Genomic DNA, 23,166 nt, shown 5'->3' with positions numbered 1-23,166 from the left:
CGCTTAGAAATGTCTAAAAAGATACACGATTTCAACGACATTATAAGAAAGTTGAGGAAAGATCTGTTCGGAAAAGGTCCGGAGAGAATTACAACCATTTTCGTTGATAATATGGCAATCTCTACGTTGTATGGAAACTTGACACCCACTGAAAAGTTCATAGCGGGCACACGGGAAGGAAAAGAAATGGTCCATTCCGCCAGGACAAAAATGATACAAGAAGTGTATGAGGAATCACCTCCAGATGGTCTTGAAGAGGTTGTTGGGGCAAAATTTATCCATCTTTTTTCAGACATCAAATTAGAGGATGATATTGCAGTTTCTGTATTTTTGTTTGATAGAATCATCGAACAGTGAAAGGAGAAAAAAATATGAACCGAATTCAACGTCGGTCTATTTTACGATATGCCAATGGTAATTTCGAACAAAAATATGATGAGGTCGCAACCGAGTACCCTATTACAGTTAAATTGAATGGTAAAGAACTATTGACGATCGTGTGTACACCTGAGTATATCGAGGATATGGTTGTCGGATTTCTTGCTTCTGAAAGAATCATTATTAGCTACGAGGATATACAGGAAATACGGTTGGAAGAAGACTTGGGTATCGTCCATATTCAAACAAGCCGGACATTCCCTTTTTTCGAACAACTACAAAACAAAAGGTATATTACTTCGTGCTGCGGCATGAGCAGACAAGGATTTGTATTCGCCAATGATGCACTTACCGCAAAACGTATGCTAGAGAGAAACGTACTGTTATCACCTCAAGATTGTTTTGCACTTATGGAAAAAATGGATAAGAAAGCCGATCTATTTCAACAAACAGGCGGGGTCCATATTGCTGCACTCTGTGATTCGCAAGATTTCATGCTAACGAGAATGGATATTGGACGTCATAATGCGCTTGATAAGATTTATGGATATTGTTTGAGAAACGATATTCCTGTCAAAGACAAGGTAATTGTCTTTAGCGGTAGAATATCTTCCGAAATTTTGTTGAAGGTTGCAAAAATCGGCTGTGAAGTTGTTCTTTCAAAATCAGCGCCGACTGAGCTGGCTATAAATCTTGCTGAAGAGTTAGGTATAACTGCTGTTGGATTCATTAGAGGCGAATCATTCAATGTCTATACACATCCGGAAAGAATAAAATAACGACTTTTCTCTGTTTTTCGACTAAATTAACTTTTTAGTGACAAACCCAAATAATGGTGGTACTATGTCGGAAATGTGACAAAAATATGTCTCTTGATTTTTTATTATTCTAATAGAATGTAATTTTTTTCATTTTATTAAGGGTTTTCTTTATAAAAAGATGGAGATATATTTAATTGGCATATTACTTTATCATTAAAGGGAGATGTGAAAAATGAAAGGGAAATCGAAGAAGACGAAGAACAGATGGTTGATTGCCGCTTCTGCTGTCGGGATTCATATTTCAATCGGTTCCGTGTATGCTTGGAGTAACTTTACAAACCCCCTCATCGACCAATTCGGATGGTCGACTAGCCAAGTTCAATTGACGTTTAGTATCGCAATTTTATTTCTTGGCCTGTCTGCTGCATTTCTTGGTCATTTCGTTGAAAAGCATGGACCTCAGAAAGCTGGAATACTTGCAGCGACTTGCTTCGGTGTGGGTGTAATGGGAGCCGGTTTTGCCGTGAGCATGTCTTCGCTTACGCTATTGTACGTTTTTTATGGGGTATTAGGTGGAATTGGATTGGGTGTAGGCTATATCGCTCCCGTTTCCACACTAGTGAAATGGTTTCCCGATCGACGTGGGCTGGCAACTGGAATGGCCATTATGGGGTTTGGCTTTGCAGCTGCGATCAGCAGTCCAATAATGGAAGCGCTTATTAATTCGGTTGGCTTACAAAACACTTTTTATATACTGGGAGCGTCTTATTTATTAATAATGATTGTCTCTTCTCTTTATCTCGAAAAACCTGAGGAAGGTTGGGCACCAGCAGGTTATGTTAAAAAACTAGAATCTGGAAAAATCGAAGCAAAAGTTGACTTAGCGCAATTGACAGCGAACGAAGCTGTCAAAACTAAACGCTTCTACTATCTATGGATGATGCTGTTCCTAAATGTCACTTGTGGAATCGCCATTTTGTCTGCGGCAAAACCTCTTGCTATAGAAAGTATCGGCATGACAACAGTACAAGCTGCTGCACTCGTCGGTGTTCTTGGTCTCTTTAATGGAGCTGGAAGGCTTGGATGGGCATCTATTTCCGACTATATCGGCCGAAGACATACGTATACAGCGTTTTTCGTTATCCAATTGGTCCTTTTTGCCCTTCTTCCATTTACAACAAACGCTATTCTATTCCAAGTGATGCTCGCCATCATTTATACTTGCTATGGCGGCGGTTTCTCATGTATACCGGCGTATATCGGCGATATTTTTGGAACAAAACAACTCGGGGCAATTCATGGATATATTTTAACTGCTTGGGCGGCTGCAGGCATTGCTGGACCTATGTTTGCGGCATGGATGAAAGACACGACGGGAAGCTATGAAAGCAGCTTGCTGTTTTTCTCCGGTCTCTTTGCGATCGCTTTAGTAATCTCGATCTTAATCCAAGTTGATATCAAAAAAGTAAGAGCTGAACAGCATAAATCAAAAAATTCAAATGTAGTACAAACTGCTAAGAGCGTTTAATATTTTTATAATATGCAACCCCTACTCCTTGATGTAAGGAATAGGGGTTGTGCTTCCTTTTAAACCGCTTCATACTTATTCGTAAAAGCAAGATAGAGCAAGTAGATCGTGAAGCAGATAGCCATCGTCATATAGCCCCACCCAAGAGCGAGCTGATCGATGAGCAAGTAGTTATTGCATAGTTGAATAGGTGCTTTTATATAAAGAAAACCCATTATATAAAACAATAGAGTAAAAGTGACCAAAATAACTTTTTTTCCGGCCGGACCGATTTTTTTCCAACTATCACGTAATGGAATACCAGCAAGAAACGGCAAACTGATGAATTTGAATATCTCCACAGTCATAATTGTCAATGCATCATCCATCGTTAACGGAATCATCCAATACACCATGATAAGTGTAAATAGTAAAATACCTGGTATCCCATCCCCATTCCATTTAGCAAAGAACGTAGGAAACTTACGTCTGAAAAAAACGGCCATTAAAAAGCCGGAAAATATAAGAAGCGGCATTTGCATATGCATGTGCATGATCATTATTGATTCGAGCACATCTGCAACGACTGGAATTGCAAGGAAGATGAACAATGCCGCTCCATATACTGCCTGTTTCATGACCTCCCCTCCCTACCGCCCAGTACTTCCATGAGCTTTTCTGCAGCCTCATCCACATTTGTATAATCCATAACTTCTTCTAATTTTCCTTCGCCATCTACAAGGTAGAATGCCGAATTATGTGTGAAATTTCCGTAATCATCTGGAATGACGATGACGCCGAACTCTTTCAATAGCCCTTCCAATTGCTGCTCGTTCGGAATTCTCGCCATTCGCCATGTCTCGCCATCACTATTGAACATATTTTTATAAATGTCTAAAGTGGCGGGATCATCTCTTGAAGGATCAAAACTGATACTAAGAAAGTCGATATCCTTACCAATGTATTTCAGTGGAATCTTCTCATACAACTCGGACATATTCATCTCGAGATCAATGCAAACAGTTGTGCAAGATGAGTAGAAAAAAGTTATAAGAATATAATTTCCTTTGAATTCATCTATCGAATATACCCGTCCCTCACTATCCTCCATCTTGACATCGGGAAATTCAGGTTTGTCTTTCAGCAATTGATTCACACGGGCTTTTTCGGCAGTAAATGCTGTGAATCCATCAGTTCCGATAAAAATGATAAGTAATCCGACTAGCACTACTACCGCACTAGCCAATTTCGTATATCGAGTTGACATGATACCCACTCCTCAATTGTTTTCAAGAAAGGGTGGCCACTCAACGGGACCGCCCTTTTATCACCATGTTATGAATGGAGGTGATCCCGGCGGAGCATTGACGATCAGATCGACTAATGGTACGACATAACCCATGGAAACGACTACTAACATGACAACAATCCATAATCCCCACCGATCCGTCCACATCGGAGTTGCCTCTTCGGGCGTCTCCGTCTCGGCGACTGGAAATTGCGTCTCTCCTCTTGGAGCAAAGAACATCATATGGAATACAGCGAATACTTGGATGAGTACACCGATAATTAGGAACGTCCCTCCTACAGCGAGGAAAAGCAAGTACGGATCCCAACCGAGTGCTGTTGCATTATCCCCATATGTCGTATAGGATGTTCTTCTAGGAGATCCAAGCAATCCGACCCAGTGCATGGCAACGGACATGGACAACATACCGACAGTCCAGATGATTGTTTGCATAATGCCGATTTTATTCATCATTGGCGTCAATACCCGATTAGATATATAAGGGATCAACCAATAGCTAATGCCGAAAAATGTCAGAATTACAGACGTGCCGACTGTCAAATGAAAATGGCCGACTACCCATAACGTATTGTGCACGACTTGATTCAATTGGTTAGTTGTTTGTGCAATCCCTCCAGCCCCTGCCGGAATGAATGCAATCATCGCGATCATTGGAGCGAGGAACCTGACATCTCCCCAAGGCAATTTCTTCAGCCAACCGAATAACCCTTTTCCTCCTAATTTACGACCGGTTTTTTCAAAGACATAAAACATTGCGAAAGCTGTCATCAAAGAAGGAAAACCGATAGCAAGGCTCATGAACAGATGAAGAAATTTAAGAGTTTGCGTCATGCCAGGATCGACAATTTGATGGTGGAATCCTCCTGGTATATTTGAGATTACTAACAAGATGACGACTACCCTTGTCAATGTATCGCTAAATCTACGTCCTCCGATGATTTTCGGAACGACTACATACCATGCGGATACAGCTGTCAAATACCATATGTTCACTAATGTATGGCCGAACGACCAGAATAGCGTCCGGCTAAGCATTACGTTGATCGTAGCTTTCCAACCGAATGACCATGCAATCAACGTCAACACCTCAATTGTGACACCGATACTCCCGAAAAACAGTAGAACGAATACACCTGTTGCGAAGAACGCGAAAATCGGAATATGCTTGCCTGGATTCTGTTTACGCCATTTTGCTACGCTTATGAAAGCTCCGAAAGCGCACATCCATACTCCGATGACGATAAGTGCTAGACCAATATAAAAATATGGTGACGCTGCCATCGGCGGATAAAATGTATACAGGACGGACGCTTTATTCATAAGTATTGGAATAACTGCTACGACAAGACCAATCACTTTCAACCAAAAGCCGGTCCATGCCATTTTTCTCACTTTCGACGATAAACCGCCTATTGTGTGAGACAAGCTAGCATAGAAATACCCGATCGTAAAGAAAGCTGTTAATACAAGTACGAGCAATACACCATGAGCGGTTAAAACTTGATAGTAATTGAACCAGTGCGGCAGCTGCATGAGGCCGGCTCTTTCCAAACCTTGCAGCAACCCTAATGCACCACCGATAAGCAAAGCGATAAAGGCAACGATCATATATGATTTTGTCAATTTGGCATCTTCCGGCCCGATCCCCATCACTTTATTTGATGTATCCTTGAAGGCCGTTTTTAATTTCTTTTCTTTTTGACGAACGTTAACTGCCGTATTCAAGATACTTCCCTCCTTTATTTCACCGTAATTGTCGTGCTCATATGCTGATGCCCTGCGCCGCAATACTCATTGCATAACACGAGATATTCCCCAGGTTTATCGAATGTTTGCGTCGCTTTTTGGATATGACCTGGCATAACCATCGCGTTCAAGTTTGTGTTAGCAACTTGGAAACCGTGCACAACATCCTTCGATGTCATAATGAAAGTGACTGTTGAACCAGCCGGAATTTCAATATTCCCCGGATTGAAGTTGAAGACTTCCAAAGTCATGACTACTTCATATTCATTGTCGTCGGTCTTATAAACGCCCGGCTTATCAAACGGAGCAGTTTCATCCACCTTTTGCGGGTCAATTGTCTCTTTATGGCTCGGTGGCCCCATCCCGAAAGCAAAAGTTTGATAGCCCGTAATAAGCATGAAAATGACAAGCATCCCACCGCTCAATAGTAACCAGATCTCTTCATAGCGATTCATTTTCATCTTTCTTCCTCCTAATCTCTATCGTGTATTAGTAGCGGTACATATAAATGGCGAATAGCAATACCCACATCACCAGGATGACAAGTCCCACGATACCGACAGAAGCCATTGTCCCTTTCACGGTATTTTCATCTTCTTGTTCCTGCTTATTTTTAATCGGTGCTTCATGCAAATTCATTTCGAATCACCTCCATAGCTTTATTGTTGTTTTTATAATAGTTGATAACGGTTCTCATCAATGTGATGTACATCACATTAACGAGATCAAAAGTGGCAAACCTATGACATTGAATCCACCAAAAAAGCCATTTTGCAACTACATGATCGTAGTTTGCAAAATGGCTATCAATTAATGATTCAAGTGAAATTGAGCAATTCATCTTTCAGCATTTCTGGACGTATCAAATATTCCCCTTCTTCCAATCGCACCGCATCGTCTTTGCGCAGCTGTGAAATCATCCGGTTGACTGACTCTCTCGAAGTGCCGATCATATTGGCTAGATCTGCATTTTTAAAGCGGGTATTCAACTTCACCCAGCCTTCCTTCCCGATGACAGCAGATCCATGTGTTTCACAAAGCCTAAGCAATAACAACAAAATCCGTTCATTCGCACTGCGCAATGCAAGCTCCTCTAACCTTTGCTGCAAATTGACGATTTGATCGCCAAGCATCCTGAAAAGCTTAATCGACAAAGAAGGATTCGACATAAGGACCTGTTCGAAATCTTTGATTGCAATCGAAAAGACTTCACTATCCTCAATCGCTTGTGCATGGGCTGGGTAGTGACCTTGACGGAAGAAACCGACATGTGGAAACAAGTCCCCGTGCTGTTTAAAATGCAAGACTTGTTCTTTGCCCGCTTGGTCGTTCCTAAATATTTTAATCTTCCCTGCCGTCGCAATAAATACATGGGTGATCGGATCACCTTGCAAAAATAAAATAGTTCTATCGGTAAGCTTACGCCGATTCATAATTGAAAGAAAAGGCTTCAATTCTTGGTCAGATAAGTCTTTAAAAAACATTGCATTTTTCAGAAGTTCAATTTCCGAGTCCATTTTATCTCTCCTTCGAATGAAACATAACTGTCCAAATAAATTAGCTGCTTATATTGTAACATTCTATCGCAAGAAATCGGCTCAGAAACAGAAAACCGCCATGACATCGTAATGATTGACGTCATGGCGGTAGAACTTCATTAGTTGACTTGTGATTTCATTTCTTTGAACTCTTTATCAGAACAGAGAACGAAATGACCTGGATTCACTTCACGGAATTCCACTTTTTCATCTGGACCGTAATTATGTTTTTTCGGATCATACGCTTGTCTTACGCGTGTCCGTTCATAAATCGGATCTGGAAGTGGAATTGCAGATAATAATGATTTTGTATAAGGATGAAGAGGATTTTTGTATAATTCATCCGCAGGAGCCATCTCAACGAGTTTCCCAAAGTACATTACGCCGATCCGGTCTGAAATGTATTTTACCATAGATAAGTCATGCGCAATGAATAAATACGTTAATCCTTTTTCCTTTTGCAACTCTTTCAAGAGGTTGACAACTTGCGCTTGAATCGATACGTCTAGTGCAGAAATCGGTTCGTCAGCGATAATGAATTCAGGATTGACGGCTAGCGCACGGGCAATCCCGATCCGTTGCCGCTGTCCTCCCGAGAATTCATGCGGATAACGCTCCGCATGCTCTTTATTCAAACCGACTGTTTCTAGCAACTCGATAACTTTCTGTTTCCGCTCTTTCGGATTTTTAACAAGTCCATGAACATCCAATCCTTCAGCGATGATGTCAAGGACTTTCATCCGTGGATTTAACGATGCGTATGGATCTTGGAAAATCATCTGCATCTTCTGATTCAAATCCTTCATTTCTGATTTCGATTTATTCGCATGCACACTGACTCCGTCGTAAAGGACTTCGCCGTCAGTTGCGTCATAAAGTCGAATGATTGTCCTGCCAGTTGTCGATTTACCGCAACCGGATTCACCGACTAGCCCGAATGTCTCTCCGCGATAAATATCAAAGCTGATACCGTCAATTGCCCGGACTTCGGATGACTTCCCTACATTGAAATATTGTTTCAAGTTTTTCACTTCAAGCAATTTTTCAGCCATCATGCATCCCCTCCAGTCGCTTGCTCATAATATCTGCTCCCACGGAATGTCTTCATCCGCTCAATGATTGTCTTAGGAGGATCCACTTGTGGTGCATTTGGATGCAACAGCCAAGTTGCAGCATAATGTGTATCACTCACTTTGAAGAACGGAGGCGGTTGTTCCATATCAATCTTCAAAGCATATTCACTTCTTAGCGCGAATGCATCCCCAACAGGCGGATCCAATAGATCAGGCGGTGTACCTGGAATTGCATATAGCTTTTCCTCCGTCAAATCCATAGACGGCATCGAGCTAAGAAGCCCCCATGTATATGGATGTTGCGGGTTATAGAAGATTTCATCTACCGTACCCACTTCCACAATCCGCCCGCCATACATAACAGCAACCCGATCAGCGACATTTGCCACGACACCTAAATCATGTGTAATGAAGATGATCGACGTATCGACCTTTTTCTGGATATCCTTCATCAATTCAAGGATTTGTGCCTGTATTGTTACATCAAGGGCAGTCGTTGGTTCATCGGCAATCAAAACTTTCGGATTACAAGCGAGCGCTATTGCAATTACGATCCTTTGTCTTTGCCCGCCGGAAAATTGGTGAGGATACATTTTAAAACGGTTTTCCGCATTCGGTATCCCAACCATATTCAATAATTCGATGCCGACTTCTCTTGCTTTTGCCTTGCTTACTTTTTGGTGCTTCAAAATCGGCTCCATCAATTGCTTACCGATTGTCATCGTCGGATTCAATGATGTCATTGGATCTTGGAAGATCATTGAAATTTCTTTCCCTCTAATTTTTTGCATTTGTTTATCGGAAAGTTTTGTCAAGTCATTTCCATTAAAAAGAATTTCACCATTTTTAAATTCAGAGCTAGATTCTGGCAATAAGCGCATAATGGATTTTGTCGTCACCGATTTACCAGACCCCGACTCACCAACAATTGCCAGCGTTTCCCCTTTATTCAAATCAAAACTAACTCCTCGGATCGCTTTCACTTCACCGGCAAAAGTGTGGAAGGAAAGCTCCAAGTCTTTTACTTGCAATATTTTTTCCATCTTGGCTTTCCTCCAATCAATCTTTCATTTTCGGATCGAATGCATCGCGCAGTCCATCGCCGATCAAGTTAAATGCAATCATCAAGACACTGATGATCACGGCCGGGAACAATAGGAAATACGGCTGATGCTCCATCACTTTGAAGCCGTCGTTGATCAATGTACCTAATGAAGCGGCAGGCGGTTGCAGCCCAAGTCCGATAAAGCTTAAGAACGCTTCAAAGAAAATAGCAGTCGGGATGGTAAACATCGTATTAATGATGATGATCCCCAAGATATTCGGCAATAAATGTTTGCCGATGATTCGAGCGTCACTCGCCCCGAGCGTCCGTGAAGCAAGTACGAATTCCTGCCCTTTATATTTCAAGATTTGAGCACGTACAATACGGGACATCCCAATCCATCCAGTAAGGGAGATCGCAATGATAATGGCGGTTAGACCCGGCTCCATTATCAAGAGCATAAGGATTACGATAATAAGCGTCGGAATACCGATCAAAATTTCGACAATCCGTTGCATGATATCATCGACACGGCCGCCGAAGTATCCCGATATACCTCCGTAAAGAACACCGATGACCACATCGATTGCCGCAGCAACAAATGCAATCAATAAGGAAATTTGAGTACCTTCCCAAACACGGGTAAACAAGTCACGGCCAAGTCCATCCGTTCCAAACCAGTAATACTCATCCACTTTTTTAATTTCATAGAGGTTTACAGTTTCCCCACCTAATTTGCCCATTCCGTCAAATATCCCTAATTTTTCAATTCCAGGAATTTTTGGTGGCAAGTTAGCGTGACGCAAAATTTGCTCATCTCCATCATGGCCATTTAGATGCGGCCCTATTAAAGCCATAATGATGAACAATACAAGAATGACCATGCTGACAATCGCCGCTTTGTTTTTACGCAGTCGAAGCCATGCATCTTGCCAAAAATTTAAGCTCGGTTTAGTAATACGTTCAGCACTGCTGCTATCAATTGAAATTCGCTCGAATTTTTCCGGCGGCAATTGTTGAAGTTCTTCTTTTCGCATTAACCTTTACCTCCAGACAAACGGATTCGCGGATCAATGATTCCGTATAGAAGGTCTACAATGAAGATGATGAAAATCAACAATGCAGAGAAGAAAAGTGTCGTACCCATAATCGTCGCAAAGTCATTTGTCATGATGGAAGATACGAACTGCTCCCCGATTCCTGGAATCGCAAAGATCTGTTCTACAACAAGGGAACCCGTCACTATCCCCGCTGCTACTGGTCCTAATACTGTAACGAGAGGGATGAGCGCATTTCGTAATGCGTGTTTGAATGCGATTTCAAAACCGCTGGCACCCTTCGCTTTTGCTAATGTAATATAGTCGGAACTCAACACTTCAATCATTTCGGTACGTATAAAACGTGCCGACAAGGCAAGCGGCCCCATCGCCAATGCGATTGAAGGAAGAATACTCGATTTCCATCCGTCGTTCCAAAGACCAACCGGAAGTAAATGCCATTGGGAAGCAACCCAATATTGCAACAATGCAGCGAATACGAAGGAAGGAATCGAAACTCCTAATATCGCAAAAAATGTACTTCCATAATCCCATATCGTATTCTGCTTCAAGGCCGCGAGCATCCCTAGCAGAATTCCTACGATTGTACCGAATACCATCGCTTGTGCCCCTAATATGAATGAAGGTTTCACCCTTGACGCCAATAGGTCATTAACACTTTTACCTTTAAATACGAAAGATGTCCCCAAGTCCCCTTTGGCTAAGTTTTTCATATAGATTGCGTACTGCACCGGTTTCGGTTTATCGATGCCATATTTCTTTTCTACTATTGCCCGTTGCGTTTCGTTCAATTTGTTATAAGACGCGATCGGTGAACCTGGCAGCGTCTGCATTAAGAAAAACGTTGCAGTCGCAATCAGGAACATCGTAAGGAACATGTAAACGAGCCGTTTTCCAATATACTTAACCACGTTGCACCTCCAAAGTACGTGAGTTTGATTTATGTCAAATTGAATAATCAATTTCTTTTCAAAATGAAAACACTTACAAACTTTCACTTTTTTCCCTTTTAGTAAAAAGAGAGTATATGGAGCTTCCGCCATATACTCTCAGATCATTAAACTGCGTTGCTTACTTACTCTTTACCAGAGATATAAGCCCATTTGTAGCTGTAATCAGCTCCGAATGGATGAACTCCAAGTCCTTTGAAGTACGGTTTTTCTAGTTGAATCAAACCACGTTGGTAGATCGGTGCGATCGCAGCTTCATCCTCAAGAAGGATTTTTTCCGCTTTCGCAAACGCTTCATAACGTGCTGCTGGATCTAATGCAAGCTCGCCTTTTGTAGCTTCGATCAATTCATCATACTCTTTGTTCGAGAATGACATCAAGTTGTTAGTGCCATCTGTAACGAACAAATCCAAGAATGAAATCGGGTCTTGGAAGTCAGGACCCCATCCTGAAACTTGGATGTCATAGTCTTGGTTTCCATCAAGCTCCAAACGTACTGCGAAAGGTACTTCTTTCAACTTGATTGTCAAACCTTCAAGGTTAGTTTCAAGTTGAGCTTTGAAATACTCGTCCATTTTCTTGGAAAGTTCAGTGTCTCCGCCTAGGATTTCAAGTTCCAATTCAGTTACACCTAGCTCTTCCAATCCTTTTGCCCAGTATTCTTTAGCTTCTTCCGCATCGTACACAAGGTGCTCTCCGCTAATGTCACGGAAGTCAGTTCCGCTTTCATCATATGCGAAATCTTTTGGTACTAGGAAGTTTGCAGGTACAGAACCATTCGCAAGAACTACATCAGCCAAGTCTTCTTTTTGGAAAGACTTCGCAATTGCTTTACGGATATTTACGTTTGCAAGTGGAGTTTTTTCTCCACCGCGTTCTTGGTTAAACTTGAAATAGAAAACAGATGTTTCTGGTTGAAGAACCGCTTCTTCATGATTACCATATTGAAGAGCCAAGTCTCCAGATACTCCAGCACGGTCTTTCTTGCCGTCGTTGTAAAGCTTAACTGCAGTTGCAGAATCTTTAACAACGTCTACATTGATTGTTTCAAGTTTTACATTTTCAGCATCCCAATAATGTTCGTTTTTCTTGTAAACCCAGCTATCTCCAGTTCCATCCCACTCAGTAAGAACGAATGGACCGTTGTAAAGTAGGTTGTCAGAGTTCGTAGCGTATGCATCACCTTTAGATGTAACAAACTCTTCTTTTTGTGGGTAGAATGTTCCGAATGACATTAGTGATAGGAAGTAAGGTACTGGGCGTTCCAATGTTACGACCAATGTTTTGTCGTCCTCGGCAACTACGCCAAGTTCTGACTTGTCCATTTTCTCTTCACTAATTGCTGTTGCGTTTTTGATAACTCCAGACATCATGAACGGACCATAAGGCGATCCAGTTGCAGGATCGATTGCACGTTGCCATGCAAACACGAAATCGTGTGCTGTAACAGGTGTTCCATCAGACCATTTTGCATCACGAAGTTTGAATGTGTAAGTAAGACCATCTTCACTTACTTCCGCTTCCTCTGCTGCCATTGCTGGTTCAGCAACGTTTTCAAGGTTCAAGCGGTACAACCCTTCGTTTACGTTGTTCAATACGTTAAATCCTACTGCATCTTCCACGATCGCGGAGTCAACAGATGGAATTGCTGCAGATTCGATCAAGTTCAAAACTTGTTCTGCATCCGGCTCGCCGGCTTCTTCTGTTTGTTCTGTTGCTTTGTCATCTTCTTTATTAGGAGCAGCAGTTTTATCTTCGTCCTTGTCCTTGCTTCCGCAAGCTGCAAGCACGACGCTAAGTACTAATGAAAGAGCGACAAGCAAAAGCCATTTGTTTGTTTTCAAAGCATTGACCTCCTTTTGTAATTGTCTGAAGAATTATCACTTTTTATTATACATTCAAAATATCTTAAGTCAAAGAGTTTTTTTATGTTTTTTTCTGAAACAACATAATTATAAAAGAAATAAAAGTCTAAATACTTCGCATATATATGCACCAAACCTTATAGATATTGTCTTCTAGCCAAATTGCATTCTTTCGTCAAATGAGATATTATACATAAATAATCAATAATATAAACAATAAAAGAAGAGGTTAGAATATGAAGAAAATTGCATTGAATATTATTGTAAACCAATTATTAATTTTGGTATTTGTTTTAATTTTCTACAAGAAACTGACAATTCTAGACTATATTAACGTTTCTTTCTATATAGGAGGAGCATATCTCTTTATTGGAATCCTTGTTTTGATCTTGCAATCTGGATTTTTCGATTTCTTTTCTTCCAGTTTTAAAAAGGTCTTCTCCCGCAATCATGGCCAAGATGAAATAAACAACATGCGGGCACCTTCGGAAATCGTAACAATGAAAGCTTCTTTCTTTTTCAGATCGGGACTTCCAATCATTTTATTCATGCTCGTCGCTTTATTCCTATACTCTTCCTAATTTGTACGGTGTTTATATGAAGGGAAAGAGTGGTACCAATTAGGTAAGTGAAAAAGTATTTGGAATGGAGCTGATAGCGGAATGGAGATTCTTCTATATATAAGCGCAATCATAGCAGCTATATCCTTATTACTGATTGCCATCTTTGTCTTAGTTGCATTGCGGAGTGCGAAAAAGTCGATGAAGGAAGTATCTGAAACAATTAGCAGGATGGAAAACAAATTAAGTGGCATCACTACAAAATCTGATCTGCTAATGGAAAGGACGAATCGAATAGCATCCGATGTAGAAAGCAAAGTGCAACGTTTGGAAAGTGTTGCACAATCCGTTCGACATATCGGACAATCGACGGAAAATCTTAATCGTTCCTTCCAGTCGATTTCTCAGCAAATCGCTGCACCCGATCCAAAATACCGTGACTTAATGGAAAAGCTGACGACGTTAACGGAAGCAGCTTCCCGAATCTATTTCAAATTCAATGTAGAAAAGCGGAAACATGATCCATTCGTTCAGCAAGAGATGAAGCAGCTCCCTTCTCCAACGAAGGTGAAGTAAACTGACATACGGAGGTGATTCATTTGGATTGGCTAGGAATTGGCGTTCTAATTATCGGAATCGCATTTGCGGTTCTAACCTTTTTACTAATAAAACCATTACGGAAACTGACCGATGCATTGGACGATGTAAAACAGACTACCGATCGCCTTCCTAAAGTGGTCGATGACTTATCAAAACAAACAACTGATATAATGCAATTGAGCAGTACAACGATTTCAAACGTCAATGAACAAGTGAAAGAGGTTAGCCCATACTTCCATATCATCGGGGATACTGGTGAAGTTACTCGAAAATTTACGCTTGCAGCGCTTGACAAAACAAACTCCTTAAAAACACAAACGAATGGCGCTTCCAATTTTACAAAACGCGAAAAGTATGAAGGCATCTACGGCATTCTTGCATTCATCTTCTTTCTATCTGAAAGGAAAAATCGTAAATAAAGTATCCGGCTCTAAAAACAACTATAAAAAAGCGATGGAGGAATGTTCCTCCATCGTTTTTTATTCATTGCTAATATATTTACCTTCTCTTGCAGCCTCTTTTGCTTCCTCTTTCATCCTGTCGATATCAAAAGCTCGTTGTTCCCCTGAAACATATAATGAAGAAGGTCGTTTCAAATCCCCATCCTTCTTTTCCTTATTACTACGAATTGCATAAAATGCGAGTGCTGCCGATCCATATAAACCGCCAAGCCTTTTATTACGTGTTTCTTCATCGATCGAATCCGTCTTCTTTTTGACAGATACAGCAATGTCGTTGACAGATGAAGTCAGTTTTCTCGTCGACTCACCGATATCTCCGACGATATGGAAGAGAGGCGTAAGTGTTCCAAGCTTTTCATTTACATCAGCTAATGTATCATTTGAATTCTGTATTATTTGACCAGTTTCATTCAATACATCGTCTAATTGGTCCGGCAACTGTTCAACAGTCCGACTTACCCCATCCAATATCGAAGCAGTATTATTGAGCACCCTTGCCAAGTATATAGAAAGAATGAGAAATGCTATACCTATTAGTAAAACACCAATTCCAGTCATACTCATTACCTTCTCCCCTTTCTATAATGTGGAAAACTTTTGTCCACGCTTCCATGATTTTACTAACCCTTTTACAAACTCCGCACTTTGTATAATGCGAATGAAAGGTTTTGTCCCTGTCGTATTTCCAGTGTCTGCATACCCTTTAGTCAATTCATCCAATTCTTCACTCATGACATGAACAGCATCTCCTAATTTTTCGGTAGACAAAAACACACTATCAAGTGCATTCAATTTGGCTTCCATGTCAGATACCGTTCCGTCAGTGTTATCTAACGTACCTTCTAGCGCTTCAATTGTTCCATCCAATTTGGACTCCATATTTCTTGCCGCCGATTGAACCGCTTCCATGCTTGTCGATGCACGTAGGAGCAGTTTTGATAAAGCGACTGAAAAAATAGCGAAAGAAAGCGCAATTATGAAAACTCCAATATGAACTAACATCGAGTCATCCCTCCCTGTCCTTCTATACCACATATTGTGAGAAGGTAAGCATTCTACAATAGATAGAAACCGATTCCAATTATAATATAAGCAGCTAACAGCGTTAGTCCTTCGAACCAATTCGATTCCCCATCGTTTGAAAGATTAATGACAAGGAATGTTGCAGTAATCATTGCAACAAGTTCGGGTATAGTGAAGACGAGCGACATTGTTTCCGGCATCATAAGCGATAACAGCACAAGTATGGGAGCTACGAACATTGCGACTTGCAACGTTGATCCGACCGCAATTTCCACAGCTACGTCCATCCTGTTTTTCATCGCCATCGTTATAGCTGAAAAGTGTTCTGCTGCATTCCCGACGATCGCTACGATGATGACACCTATAAACAACTCTGTCCAGCCGAATTTCTCACCAAGCGTCTCAAATGTATGTACGAGCTGTTCAGAGACATAAGCAACTGCAATTGTCGAAAGCAGCAAAATGATGATCGACTTCATCTTTGACCACTCGGGGGTCTCCTCTTCTTGCTTATTCGTATCAGAAGACGCGAAAACGCCTCGGTGAGTGACAAGCTTGAAAAACAAGCCTGCAAGATATAGTGCGATTAAAATAATGGAAATACCGACGCTTAACGTGATCGTATCGGCTTGATCCATCTTTTGCGTAAAGATTTCCGGTATAACAAACGCAACGATGACTGCAAAAATCAAAAGGCCTGAATTATAGCGTGCATCATGTAAACTGAACTTTTGTGTTTTGTATTTGACGCCACCCGCGAAAAATGACACGCCGAGTACGAGCAATAAATTTCCTAAAACCGATCCGGTCAAGGAAGCAAGCACAATGCCAATCAGACCAGCCTTTAAAGTAAAAAACGAAATGATCAGCTCTACAGCATTACCGAATGTCGCATTCAGCAAACCACCAATCCTTGGTCCGCTAACAATCGCTAGGCTTTCTGTAGCTCTGCCAATAAAACCTGATAATGCAATGATACTGGCACAACTAATGATGAATATTGGAATATCCGGCCAATCCATTACAGAACCTACAATGATTAGCGGTACTCCGATGAAAACAAGCAATGTAAATATTCGATTCACCGCAATCACTTCCCTTCAACAGAATTTCTCTATATCTTTCCCTGTAACTGATTGAAACAAACAGGATCCATTCCGAGGAAAATGAAGCTGGAATATATTTTCATTGAAAATTCTCGAGCAAAAGTGTACTATATATACATAAGCTGCATTGTTCGTATACACATTAAGTTTTAACCTTTAAGCTGTAAAAGGGAGTTTTATATTGAGACCGGAATGGTATGCCTGATTCATTGAACCAGGACGGACAGGATTGTCTCTGCGGACACCCACTTTGAGGAGTGGTGGTTTAAAACTTTCATGATTAACGATACGGCAAAGGCGGCTTTTAATTTTATGATTATGACAACCACCATCTCTTCGAGATGGTGGTTTTTTACTTTTTCAAAAATCCAGACAAACGGATAATTTTCCTGACTGAGGACATCATACATAATGTAAGTGGAGATTTCACTTAACAAAAAAATTAAAAGGAGATGTCATACAAATGAGGGACAACCGACAAAATCGGGATAACAACAACAACAACGACAACAACAGACAAAACGAGAGGAATCAAAACAACAGAAACAACAACACTGAATTTGCCGATGATTTCTTCGGGCAAAACAATCAAGACAACAACAGAAATAATAACAACAACAATAACAACAATAACAACAATAACAACAACCGAAACAACCGCAATAACCGAAACGACAACCGTTAACAATAAACAAACGACCTGTATCGCTAATATGCGCGATACGGGTCGTTTTATAATAGTACTTTTTTAAATTGACTGCTGATTCACCATCTTTAATAACGCTTCTTCCCCAACCATTCCAACATGAATGCCTAATGTTTCCGCTTCCAGTGTAACCGATTCAAGTGGTGCTTGCAGCAACTGTTCAATCGTCTTTACCCCGACAGCCCTGCCAGCTATTATTTGTCGGTCTGCCAATACATTATTCAGCAACCCCACATCTAAAGCGCCGCACATTATATATCCTTTGTCATTTGAAACCGTCAATAAGGTCGTTTTCGGTAAACGGACAGTTACGGCTGTAAACGGATATCCTCCGATCATGATAGGTGTCAATGTTACCAAAATGCTCCCCCCTTCCTCTCTATACATATGGACTTTCATTCATAATTGTGCTCCTATATGTCCGTCCCGATTCTACTGCTATAATAGTAGTAATCGATTTAACGACTAGAGGACGTGATGCAAAATGAAAGAGGAAAAGAGTGAAGAATTTATTCATGCAACGGATGATTGGAACTTTGAGGACTTAAGCGAAGAAGAAATGCATGAAGTAGTACTGGAAGCGCAACGGGAAGCTTTATTGCAACAAAAGGAAGGTAACACAGGGAAGAAAAAAATGCCGAAATGGTTCATTTGGCTTTTGTCTATCACATTATTCTTCAGTACATTCGCAGGGCTCTTTCAAGTTTTCTCGATTCCAGCTATCGATTTTCTACTGACATCTGCCTCATTGTCGAGACAAGATAATATTGCAGCATACAAAAAATCCGTTGTCGTCGTCGTAACGGAAGATGGAAAAGGTACTGGTTACTCGATTTCAAGTGATGGAACCATCCTGACTAACTATCATGTAGTAGATGAAAACAAATTGATTTCGATCGTTTTCCCGGATAACGACCGCTATGATGCAACCATTAAAGAAGTATTTCCGACTATCGATATGGCAGTACTTGAAATTGAGGGTGACAACCTTCCTTTTCTTACGGTTGATTATTCAAGTACAATGACAAAGAACGATCCGATTACATTTATCGGAAATCCACTTAGCTTCAAAGGGATTGCCAATGAAGGATCCATTTTGGCGCCCATTAAACTTTCAGGTTGGACTGACGAAGTAATGATGATTCAAGCCCCTGTCTACAGAGGTAATAGCGGCAGTCCTGTATTTAATGAAGATGGAAAAGTCATCGGAACCATATTCGCTACTCTTGACCATCAGGAACACGGCAAAATCGGTTTATTCATTCCTATCTCTCTATTGAATGATTATGAAAAACAATGATTTGTTGGACCTTCATCCCTCCTTTTTTGTCATTTTATCACTTCCTTTACTCAAATTCAGGAGCATCATCTGAAGAATTTGTGGGAACAATACAGCTACGGAGGTGATACGATGACACAGCGAATATTATGTGAAGTGAACAACTGCACGTACTGGGGAGACGGCAATAAGTGTAACGCCGATGTCATTTACGTCGTAAGCCAAACTGGCGATCAGGCAGTTGATAGTGAAGACACGGATTGTAAAACATTTAAACCTGAAGATTGATTCACCGTTGAAGAACGGAAAAATGCATGGTCAAAAGTGGCCTGCATTTTTCTTTATTATTGAATTAGTTTATGGCTCTTAATACTTCCGATTATTTATTTGACACCGATATGTTATATACTATACTTATATAATTGCAGAGATGTGATTTTACTAATTGGAGGTTATGAAATGAAGAAAATTTTATCAGCGTTGATTGCTCTATCGATTGTCATGTCACCAATCGGAAGCCTAGTACTGAATGATCATGCGACAACAGTTGAAGCGAAAGGATATAAATCCGGCAAGAAAAGCTTTAACCCAAGTCAAAACAACTTTACAAAACCGAAAGCAGATAAGAAACAGGAAGAAAACACTTCATTTAATAAATCTTCCAACACCACTTCAACAAAAGGCGGTTTCTTCTCGGGCGGCCTCATGCGCGGCTTATTTGTAGGCGGGATTGCAGGTCTTCTATTTGGAAGTCTCTTCGCCAATATGGGTATGTTAGGTTCAGTGTTAGGCTTTCTCATTAATATGTTGGCGATCATTTTCATTATTAGTATGATCCGCAGAATTTTTTCACTTCTGAAAGCAAAAAAAGAGAAAGAGAATGCTAATCCATGGCAGAATTAATCATGTCTGAACAAGATATTGTAAATGCGATCTGTATTGATCAATCTCAAAAGCATAAAATATCGCCTGAAGAAATCGAAGTAGAGCTTATTTACGATGATGACGAAGGTTTTTCCGCAGAACTGGAGTTTCACGGTCAACAAAATGTCATTGGTTCATTTGACATGATTCAAGCGATCCGATATTGGATTAAAGAAGTTTTGAACAAAGATCCTTATGCCGCGGGAATTAAGTTATTATTGGATCGAGAAGAAGGCATAATAGCTGAGATACAATAACATAAGCATTCCTTCACAACAATAAGCCAGGTGGGTAGTCACTGTTACCCGCCCTGCTTTTTCTGTAGACTCACTTTGCGTTCACCATTTGCCTTTCCATCACTTCATATTTTACTTCGGAGTTGTTTTTTATTAGCAGTTCTTCTTTTTCATAGGCTCCTGTTCGTTTATTAACAGTCCGCCTCCAAATTTCATTCTGTCTAAAGGTCTTCCCTTCTTTCTTATAAAATTGATGTTCCCTTTCCTCAATATGAAAACTTTTTTCAACTTCTTCATTCGAAAAAATTGCGCCTTTCAAATGACGGTCTGTTACCCATACGCGAATTTGAAAAGCATATTCTGTCGTATTTTTAAAACGAAAGTCAACATAATTATAAAAGACGCTTGCACCACTCCCGAAAGGAAGGATTCTCCCCTCGTCCGGAAAGGGGTCAAAGCTGTGATGATGTCTTTCAATAACAGTTAATGGCGTATGCATCACCATCCAATAAAGGAGATTTGCAAGTTGACAAATGCCCCCTCCCACACCTGTTTTTACTTCTCCTCTTGAAAGCTGCATTCCTTCAATATATCCTTTTTTTCTTGTAGCCCTACCTACTAACCCCCAAAATGAAAAGACTTCACCTGGTTGAATGATAATCCCGTCTATCTGTCTTGCTGCTATCGTCAGATTTACGATTTTATTTTCCTGGAGAATCGGATCGCTATCCCCTAAACGTCTACGCAATAGCGACTGATGTTTTTTACATGTGAATAGAAAATTCGTTTCAGATTTCCGCTGAGCAAATCGTTTTCTGTTTTTCATATTTTTTATAAAACGAAAAAATCTCTTTTGCTCAATTCGAGCATAATAAAAAAACGGGTGAATCTCAGATAACCTCATTTTTTTCTCCCCTTGTTCGAAACATACACACTCCTTTACTTTATTCATTATTGCAATCGTTCTTCCCTTCTTGATACAGAAATATTTTTGTCGTTTTTTTGAATAATAAAACACACGAAAATATTCATATCGTGTGTTTGCATTGTAGCCATATTATTCTTTTATCGCACCAAATCGTTCATATATTCTACTGATACTATTTCCTTCTCGAAAAATGAATACATATCATTCAACTGTACATTTATTTCTTCCAAATCAGCTGCTTCATTAAACAGATATTCATAATAGATTGATTGCTGATCCGTTTGGATGACAATCCGCAACATTTGAAGGGGTTGTCTGCCAGCTGTATCTTCATCAGATAATATAGGCTCCTCTAAATTATGATTTGCCTGATTCACATATATTTTCCCTTTAACATTTTTATCTTTCATTGTCATTGCAAAATTCTTCAGTTCATTCAAATCAGCTGTATACTTCAAGAGAATGCCTCCTTTATTTCCTTACTCCCTCTTCCATTCCCTTTCCGTCACATTCTATTCATAGTTCGGTTTGCTTTAATCTCTCTACGATCCTTCTTTTTCGATAAAGCATTTTTCCTGCCTCAGCTATATCATTCACTGCTGACCGGTTGATGAATGCACCAAATACGAGACCTGCAACTGGAATCATTTGAAATATCTTTTTCCAGCCGATTTGATCCCTATAGGAGAATACGACTTCACGCCAACCTTGCAGTTCTGACATCACTTCCCGCTTTGAAGTATCATTAGAAGCATCAAATTGAGACAACTGAGCAAGAATGGCTTGTTTTCCCACAATATCAGAGGAAACGAATTGGAGACATTGCACTACAAATAATCGTTCTTCTTTCTCATTCGGATTATAGCCATAACAAATTGCGATGTCTTGCAATGTCTTTAATTGCAAACTTAGCAACAGTGGAATGTCGATCGTCAATGTAAACACTCCACCAATCCCGGTACTAGCTCCCTGAACTGTTGCAATTCTTTTTCTATTATTCGTTATTTTTTCGACAGCATCATCCATCGTTGAAATTGGGAGTTCTTTTACACTTTCTAACGTTTGCACATCCATATGAGGATAATAATTTGTGATATTGGAAACTGAGCTTAAATAACGTCCGCCAGATTGGATATATTGGCCAAGCTCATCCAGTAGAATGCCGATTTTATTCTGAATGAAATCAGGCGTCCATTTATCGATCAGTTTAAACGGCAAACGACCTAGTTTTTCCAAAAACCATAAATCACTTTGGTCTTTCTCCCAATCCTCCACTGTTTTCAGTTCGTTTAATAGCCATTCTTTTGAATCAGTCATTCTTGTTTTCCCCACTTTCTTAGTATTTTGTTAGTTATAAAAATTCTTCAATGGTCACGTCCTATATGAGGGGATCCAATCTTTTTTATATAGCCATGCAATCATATTTAAAATGGAGACAGGTATTTTTTTAGGAAAAAAACGTTTACAGTAAAACTGTCTGTACGCCCTCTTCAAGTTTTCCCATTGATGGCAATCTTTCATTTGTCTAAAACGCGCAACATCAATCAACTTGATTTTCCCATTGTTAGTAATAAAAATATTACGTAAGTGAATATCTGAAGGGTTGAGTCCCCTAGCAATCGCCAATGATAATGCATGATCAATTTCTGTAATATGAGTGGACGTTATAACCTCCTTTTTAATCATACAGTCAAAAAGTGTGAGACCTTCAATATAGTCCATGACGACATAATTTACCCCTGAAGCATGGACAGTAGGATAATAAACAATCCCTTGAAGTTTTTTATATATTTCCGCTTCCTCTACGGCAAAGTGGGTGAAAGCAGGAAAAAACACTTTTATTGCTGTCATCGTCGATTTTATTCTAAACACGAATGCGCTTCTTCCTGTCCCAACATGTATTAATGTATCATCATAGGCTAACAAACGATTTTTATTATTTATCCTGACAGTTCTAGCAAGTTCTTCATAAATATCCAAAAATTCTACCTCCATAATAAAGAAAAATAAAAAACGATATAACCAATTACTGGTTATATCGCCTCAAAAAAAGACCTCACCAAATAATCGGTAAGGTCTCGCAAACAACTGTTGTTGTCAACAAAGCCGGGGA

The 23,166-nt window shown here is 40.2% G+C and carries 30 protein-coding genes and 1 other RNA gene; 11 read left to right on the top strand and 20 right to left on the bottom strand.

Features of this window, described 5'->3' with window-relative positions; all coding sequences use genetic code 11:
• Positions 1-9: 9 nt before the first annotated feature.
• From AC0L13_RS08440 to AC0L13_RS08430, 3 genes are all read left to right on the top strand, one after another.
• Positions 10-357 carry a Na-translocating system protein MpsC family protein gene (locus AC0L13_RS08440; RefSeq protein WP_473645856.1) on the top strand — a complete coding sequence of 116 codons (348 nt, stop codon included), beginning with the start codon at positions 10-12 and terminating at the stop codon, positions 355-357.
• A gap of 14 nt (positions 358-371) precedes the next feature.
• Positions 372-1,157, top strand: coding sequence for a formate dehydrogenase accessory sulfurtransferase FdhD (fdhD, locus tag AC0L13_RS08435; RefSeq protein ID WP_473645853.1), 786 nt, complete (start codon positions 372-374; stop codon positions 1,155-1,157).
• 214 nt (positions 1,158-1,371) lie between these two features.
• Entirely contained in the window at positions 1,372-2,667 is a 1,296-nt protein-coding gene (locus tag AC0L13_RS08430; RefSeq protein ID WP_473645851.1) for an L-lactate MFS transporter, read from the top strand.
• Positions 2,668-2,726: 59 nt separating this feature from the next.
• Here AC0L13_RS08430 and AC0L13_RS08425 read toward each other — a convergent pair whose 3' ends face one another.
• From AC0L13_RS08425 to AC0L13_RS08375, 11 genes are all read right to left on the bottom strand, one after another.
• Positions 2,727-3,284, bottom strand: a complete 558-nt coding sequence (locus AC0L13_RS08425) for a hypothetical protein (protein WP_473645849.1) — start codon at positions 3,282-3,284, stop codon at positions 2,727-2,729.
• Positions 3,281-3,916 carry an SCO family protein gene (locus AC0L13_RS08420; protein WP_473646913.1) on the bottom strand — a complete coding sequence of 212 codons (636 nt, stop codon included), beginning with the start codon at positions 3,914-3,916 and terminating at the stop codon, positions 3,281-3,283. The genes AC0L13_RS08425 and AC0L13_RS08420 overlap by 4 nt, the downstream gene beginning before the upstream one ends.
• 57 nt (positions 3,917-3,973) lie before the next feature.
• Positions 3,974-5,605 carry a cbb3-type cytochrome c oxidase subunit I gene (locus AC0L13_RS08415; protein ID WP_473646911.1) on the bottom strand — a complete coding sequence of 544 codons (1,632 nt, stop codon included), beginning with the start codon at positions 5,603-5,605 and terminating at the stop codon, positions 3,974-3,976.
• A gap of 89 nt (positions 5,606-5,694) precedes the next feature.
• Positions 5,695-6,162 carry a cytochrome c oxidase subunit II gene (locus tag AC0L13_RS08410; protein ID WP_473645847.1) on the bottom strand — a complete coding sequence of 156 codons (468 nt, stop codon included), beginning with the start codon at positions 6,160-6,162 and terminating at the stop codon, positions 5,695-5,697.
• A 28-nt stretch (positions 6,163-6,190) separates the two neighbouring features.
• Complete coding sequence (locus AC0L13_RS08405) at positions 6,191-6,340, bottom strand: cytochrome c oxidase subunit 2A (protein ID WP_473645846.1); 150 nt, start codon at positions 6,338-6,340, stop codon at positions 6,191-6,193.
• A gap of 179 nt (positions 6,341-6,519) precedes the next feature.
• A complete protein-coding gene (locus tag AC0L13_RS08400; RefSeq protein WP_473645844.1) occupies positions 6,520-7,218 on the bottom strand; it encodes a Crp/Fnr family transcriptional regulator in 699 nt (232 codons plus the stop codon).
• A 140-nt stretch (positions 7,219-7,358) separates the two neighbouring features.
• A complete protein-coding gene (locus tag AC0L13_RS08395) occupies positions 7,359-8,291 on the bottom strand; it encodes an ABC transporter ATP-binding protein (protein WP_473645842.1) in 933 nt (310 codons plus the stop codon).
• On the bottom strand, positions 8,291-9,355 hold the full coding sequence (locus AC0L13_RS08390; RefSeq protein WP_473645840.1) for an ABC transporter ATP-binding protein: 1,065 nt from the start codon (positions 9,353-9,355) through the stop codon (positions 8,291-8,293). Before AC0L13_RS08390 ends, AC0L13_RS08395 begins: the two co-directional genes overlap by 1 nt.
• A 16-nt stretch (positions 9,356-9,371) precedes the next feature.
• The gene (gene opp3C, locus AC0L13_RS08385; RefSeq protein ID WP_473645838.1) at positions 9,372-10,394 is read right to left on the bottom strand and encodes an oligopeptide ABC transporter permease; all 1,023 of its coding nucleotides are present in this window, start codon (positions 10,392-10,394) and stop codon (positions 9,372-9,374) included.
• Positions 10,394-11,326 (bottom strand): oligopeptide ABC transporter permease, encoded by a 933-nt coding sequence (opp3b, locus tag AC0L13_RS08380; protein WP_473645836.1) that lies wholly within the window; start codon positions 11,324-11,326, stop codon positions 10,394-10,396. Before opp3b ends, opp3C begins: the two co-directional genes overlap by 1 nt.
• A 164-nt stretch (positions 11,327-11,490) precedes the next feature.
• Positions 11,491-13,209 carry a peptide ABC transporter substrate-binding protein gene (locus AC0L13_RS08375; protein WP_473645834.1) on the bottom strand — a complete coding sequence of 573 codons (1,719 nt, stop codon included), beginning with the start codon at positions 13,207-13,209 and terminating at the stop codon, positions 11,491-11,493.
• A 257-nt stretch (positions 13,210-13,466) separates the two neighbouring features.
• Here AC0L13_RS08375 and AC0L13_RS08370 point away from each other — a divergent pair, with 257 nt between their 5' ends.
• The 3 genes from AC0L13_RS08370 to AC0L13_RS08360 all read left to right on the top strand — a co-directional run bounded on the left by AC0L13_RS08370 (position 13,467) and on the right by AC0L13_RS08360 (position 14,809).
• Positions 13,467-13,811 (top strand): DUF3899 domain-containing protein, encoded by a 345-nt coding sequence (locus AC0L13_RS08370; RefSeq protein WP_473645831.1) that lies wholly within the window; start codon positions 13,467-13,469, stop codon positions 13,809-13,811.
• An 81-nt stretch (positions 13,812-13,892) separates the two neighbouring features.
• A complete protein-coding gene (locus AC0L13_RS08365) occupies positions 13,893-14,366 on the top strand; it encodes a DUF948 domain-containing protein (RefSeq protein ID WP_473645829.1) in 474 nt (157 codons plus the stop codon).
• Between the two features lie 23 nt (positions 14,367-14,389).
• Positions 14,390-14,809: a DUF948 domain-containing protein gene (locus tag AC0L13_RS08360; protein WP_473645827.1), complete on the top strand. Its 420-nt coding sequence runs from the start codon at positions 14,390-14,392 to the stop codon at positions 14,807-14,809.
• 60 nt (positions 14,810-14,869) lie between these two features.
• On the opposite strand, the gene AC0L13_RS08355 is transcribed toward AC0L13_RS08360, so the two are convergent.
• Genes AC0L13_RS08355 through cax form a run of 3 tightly spaced genes read right to left on the bottom strand, consistent with a single transcriptional unit; the run spans position 14,870 to position 16,959 of the window.
• Complete coding sequence (locus AC0L13_RS08355) at positions 14,870-15,415, bottom strand: DUF948 domain-containing protein (RefSeq protein WP_473645825.1); 546 nt, start codon at positions 15,413-15,415, stop codon at positions 14,870-14,872.
• Between the two features lie 15 nt (positions 15,416-15,430).
• On the bottom strand, positions 15,431-15,853 hold the full coding sequence (locus AC0L13_RS08350; protein WP_473645823.1) for a DUF948 domain-containing protein: 423 nt from the start codon (positions 15,851-15,853) through the stop codon (positions 15,431-15,433).
• A 53-nt stretch (positions 15,854-15,906) separates the two neighbouring features.
• Positions 15,907-16,959 carry a calcium/proton exchanger gene (gene cax, locus AC0L13_RS08345; protein WP_473645820.1) on the bottom strand — a complete coding sequence of 351 codons (1,053 nt, stop codon included), beginning with the start codon at positions 16,957-16,959 and terminating at the stop codon, positions 15,907-15,909.
• A gap of 137 nt (positions 16,960-17,096) precedes the next feature.
• Between cax and ssrS the strand changes: the two genes are divergently transcribed.
• Positions 17,097-17,288, top strand: a non-coding RNA gene (ssrS, locus tag AC0L13_RS08340) — 6S RNA.
• Between the two features lie 134 nt (positions 17,289-17,422).
• Here ssrS and AC0L13_RS08335 read toward each other — a convergent pair.
• A complete protein-coding gene (locus AC0L13_RS08335; RefSeq protein ID WP_473645818.1) occupies positions 17,423-17,668 on the bottom strand; it encodes a hypothetical protein in 246 nt (81 codons plus the stop codon).
• A 60-nt stretch (positions 17,669-17,728) separates the two neighbouring features.
• A complete protein-coding gene (locus tag AC0L13_RS08330; RefSeq protein WP_473645816.1) occupies positions 17,729-18,046 on the bottom strand; it encodes a YunC family protein in 318 nt (105 codons plus the stop codon).
• A gap of 124 nt (positions 18,047-18,170) precedes the next feature.
• Between AC0L13_RS08330 and AC0L13_RS08325 the strand changes: the two genes are divergently transcribed.
• The 4 genes from AC0L13_RS08325 (at position 18,171) to AC0L13_RS08310 (ending at position 20,146) form a co-directional block, all read left to right on the top strand.
• Positions 18,171-18,986, top strand: a complete 816-nt coding sequence (locus tag AC0L13_RS08325) for a S1C family serine protease (protein ID WP_473645814.1) — start codon at positions 18,171-18,173, stop codon at positions 18,984-18,986.
• A 111-nt stretch (positions 18,987-19,097) separates the two neighbouring features.
• Positions 19,098-19,253 carry a DUF1540 domain-containing protein gene (locus AC0L13_RS08320; RefSeq protein WP_473645812.1) on the top strand — a complete coding sequence of 52 codons (156 nt, stop codon included), beginning with the start codon at positions 19,098-19,100 and terminating at the stop codon, positions 19,251-19,253.
• Positions 19,254-19,424: 171 nt separating this feature from the next.
• Positions 19,425-19,868, top strand: a complete 444-nt coding sequence (locus AC0L13_RS08315) for a hypothetical protein (protein WP_473645810.1) — start codon at positions 19,425-19,427, stop codon at positions 19,866-19,868.
• Complete coding sequence (locus AC0L13_RS08310) at positions 19,856-20,146, top strand: DUF2653 family protein (RefSeq protein ID WP_473645808.1); 291 nt, start codon at positions 19,856-19,858, stop codon at positions 20,144-20,146. The genes AC0L13_RS08315 and AC0L13_RS08310 overlap by 13 nt, the downstream gene beginning before the upstream one ends.
• Positions 20,147-20,216: 70 nt before the next feature.
• Here the strand turns inward: AC0L13_RS08310 and AC0L13_RS08305 are convergent, their stop codons facing one another.
• From AC0L13_RS08305 to AC0L13_RS08290, 4 genes are all read right to left on the bottom strand, one after another.
• Positions 20,217-21,029 carry a VanW family protein gene (locus AC0L13_RS08305; protein ID WP_473645806.1) on the bottom strand — a complete coding sequence of 271 codons (813 nt, stop codon included), beginning with the start codon at positions 21,027-21,029 and terminating at the stop codon, positions 20,217-20,219.
• A 161-nt stretch (positions 21,030-21,190) separates the two neighbouring features.
• Positions 21,191-21,511 carry a hypothetical protein gene (locus tag AC0L13_RS08300; protein ID WP_473645804.1) on the bottom strand — a complete coding sequence of 107 codons (321 nt, stop codon included), beginning with the start codon at positions 21,509-21,511 and terminating at the stop codon, positions 21,191-21,193.
• 58 nt (positions 21,512-21,569) lie between these two features.
• Entirely contained in the window at positions 21,570-22,370 is an 801-nt protein-coding gene (locus AC0L13_RS08295; RefSeq protein ID WP_473645802.1) for an EcsC family protein, read from the bottom strand.
• A 54-nt stretch (positions 22,371-22,424) separates the two neighbouring features.
• Positions 22,425-23,033 carry an AarF/UbiB family protein gene (locus AC0L13_RS08290; protein WP_473645800.1) on the bottom strand — a complete coding sequence of 203 codons (609 nt, stop codon included), beginning with the start codon at positions 23,031-23,033 and terminating at the stop codon, positions 22,425-22,427.
• Positions 23,034-23,166 lie beyond the last annotated feature (133 nt).

It is taken from the genome of Sporosarcina sp. QA0331 (assembly GCF_055808055.1).
Note: the sequence above shows the minus strand (reverse complement) of the source record. Positions and strands in the feature narration are given on the sequence as shown.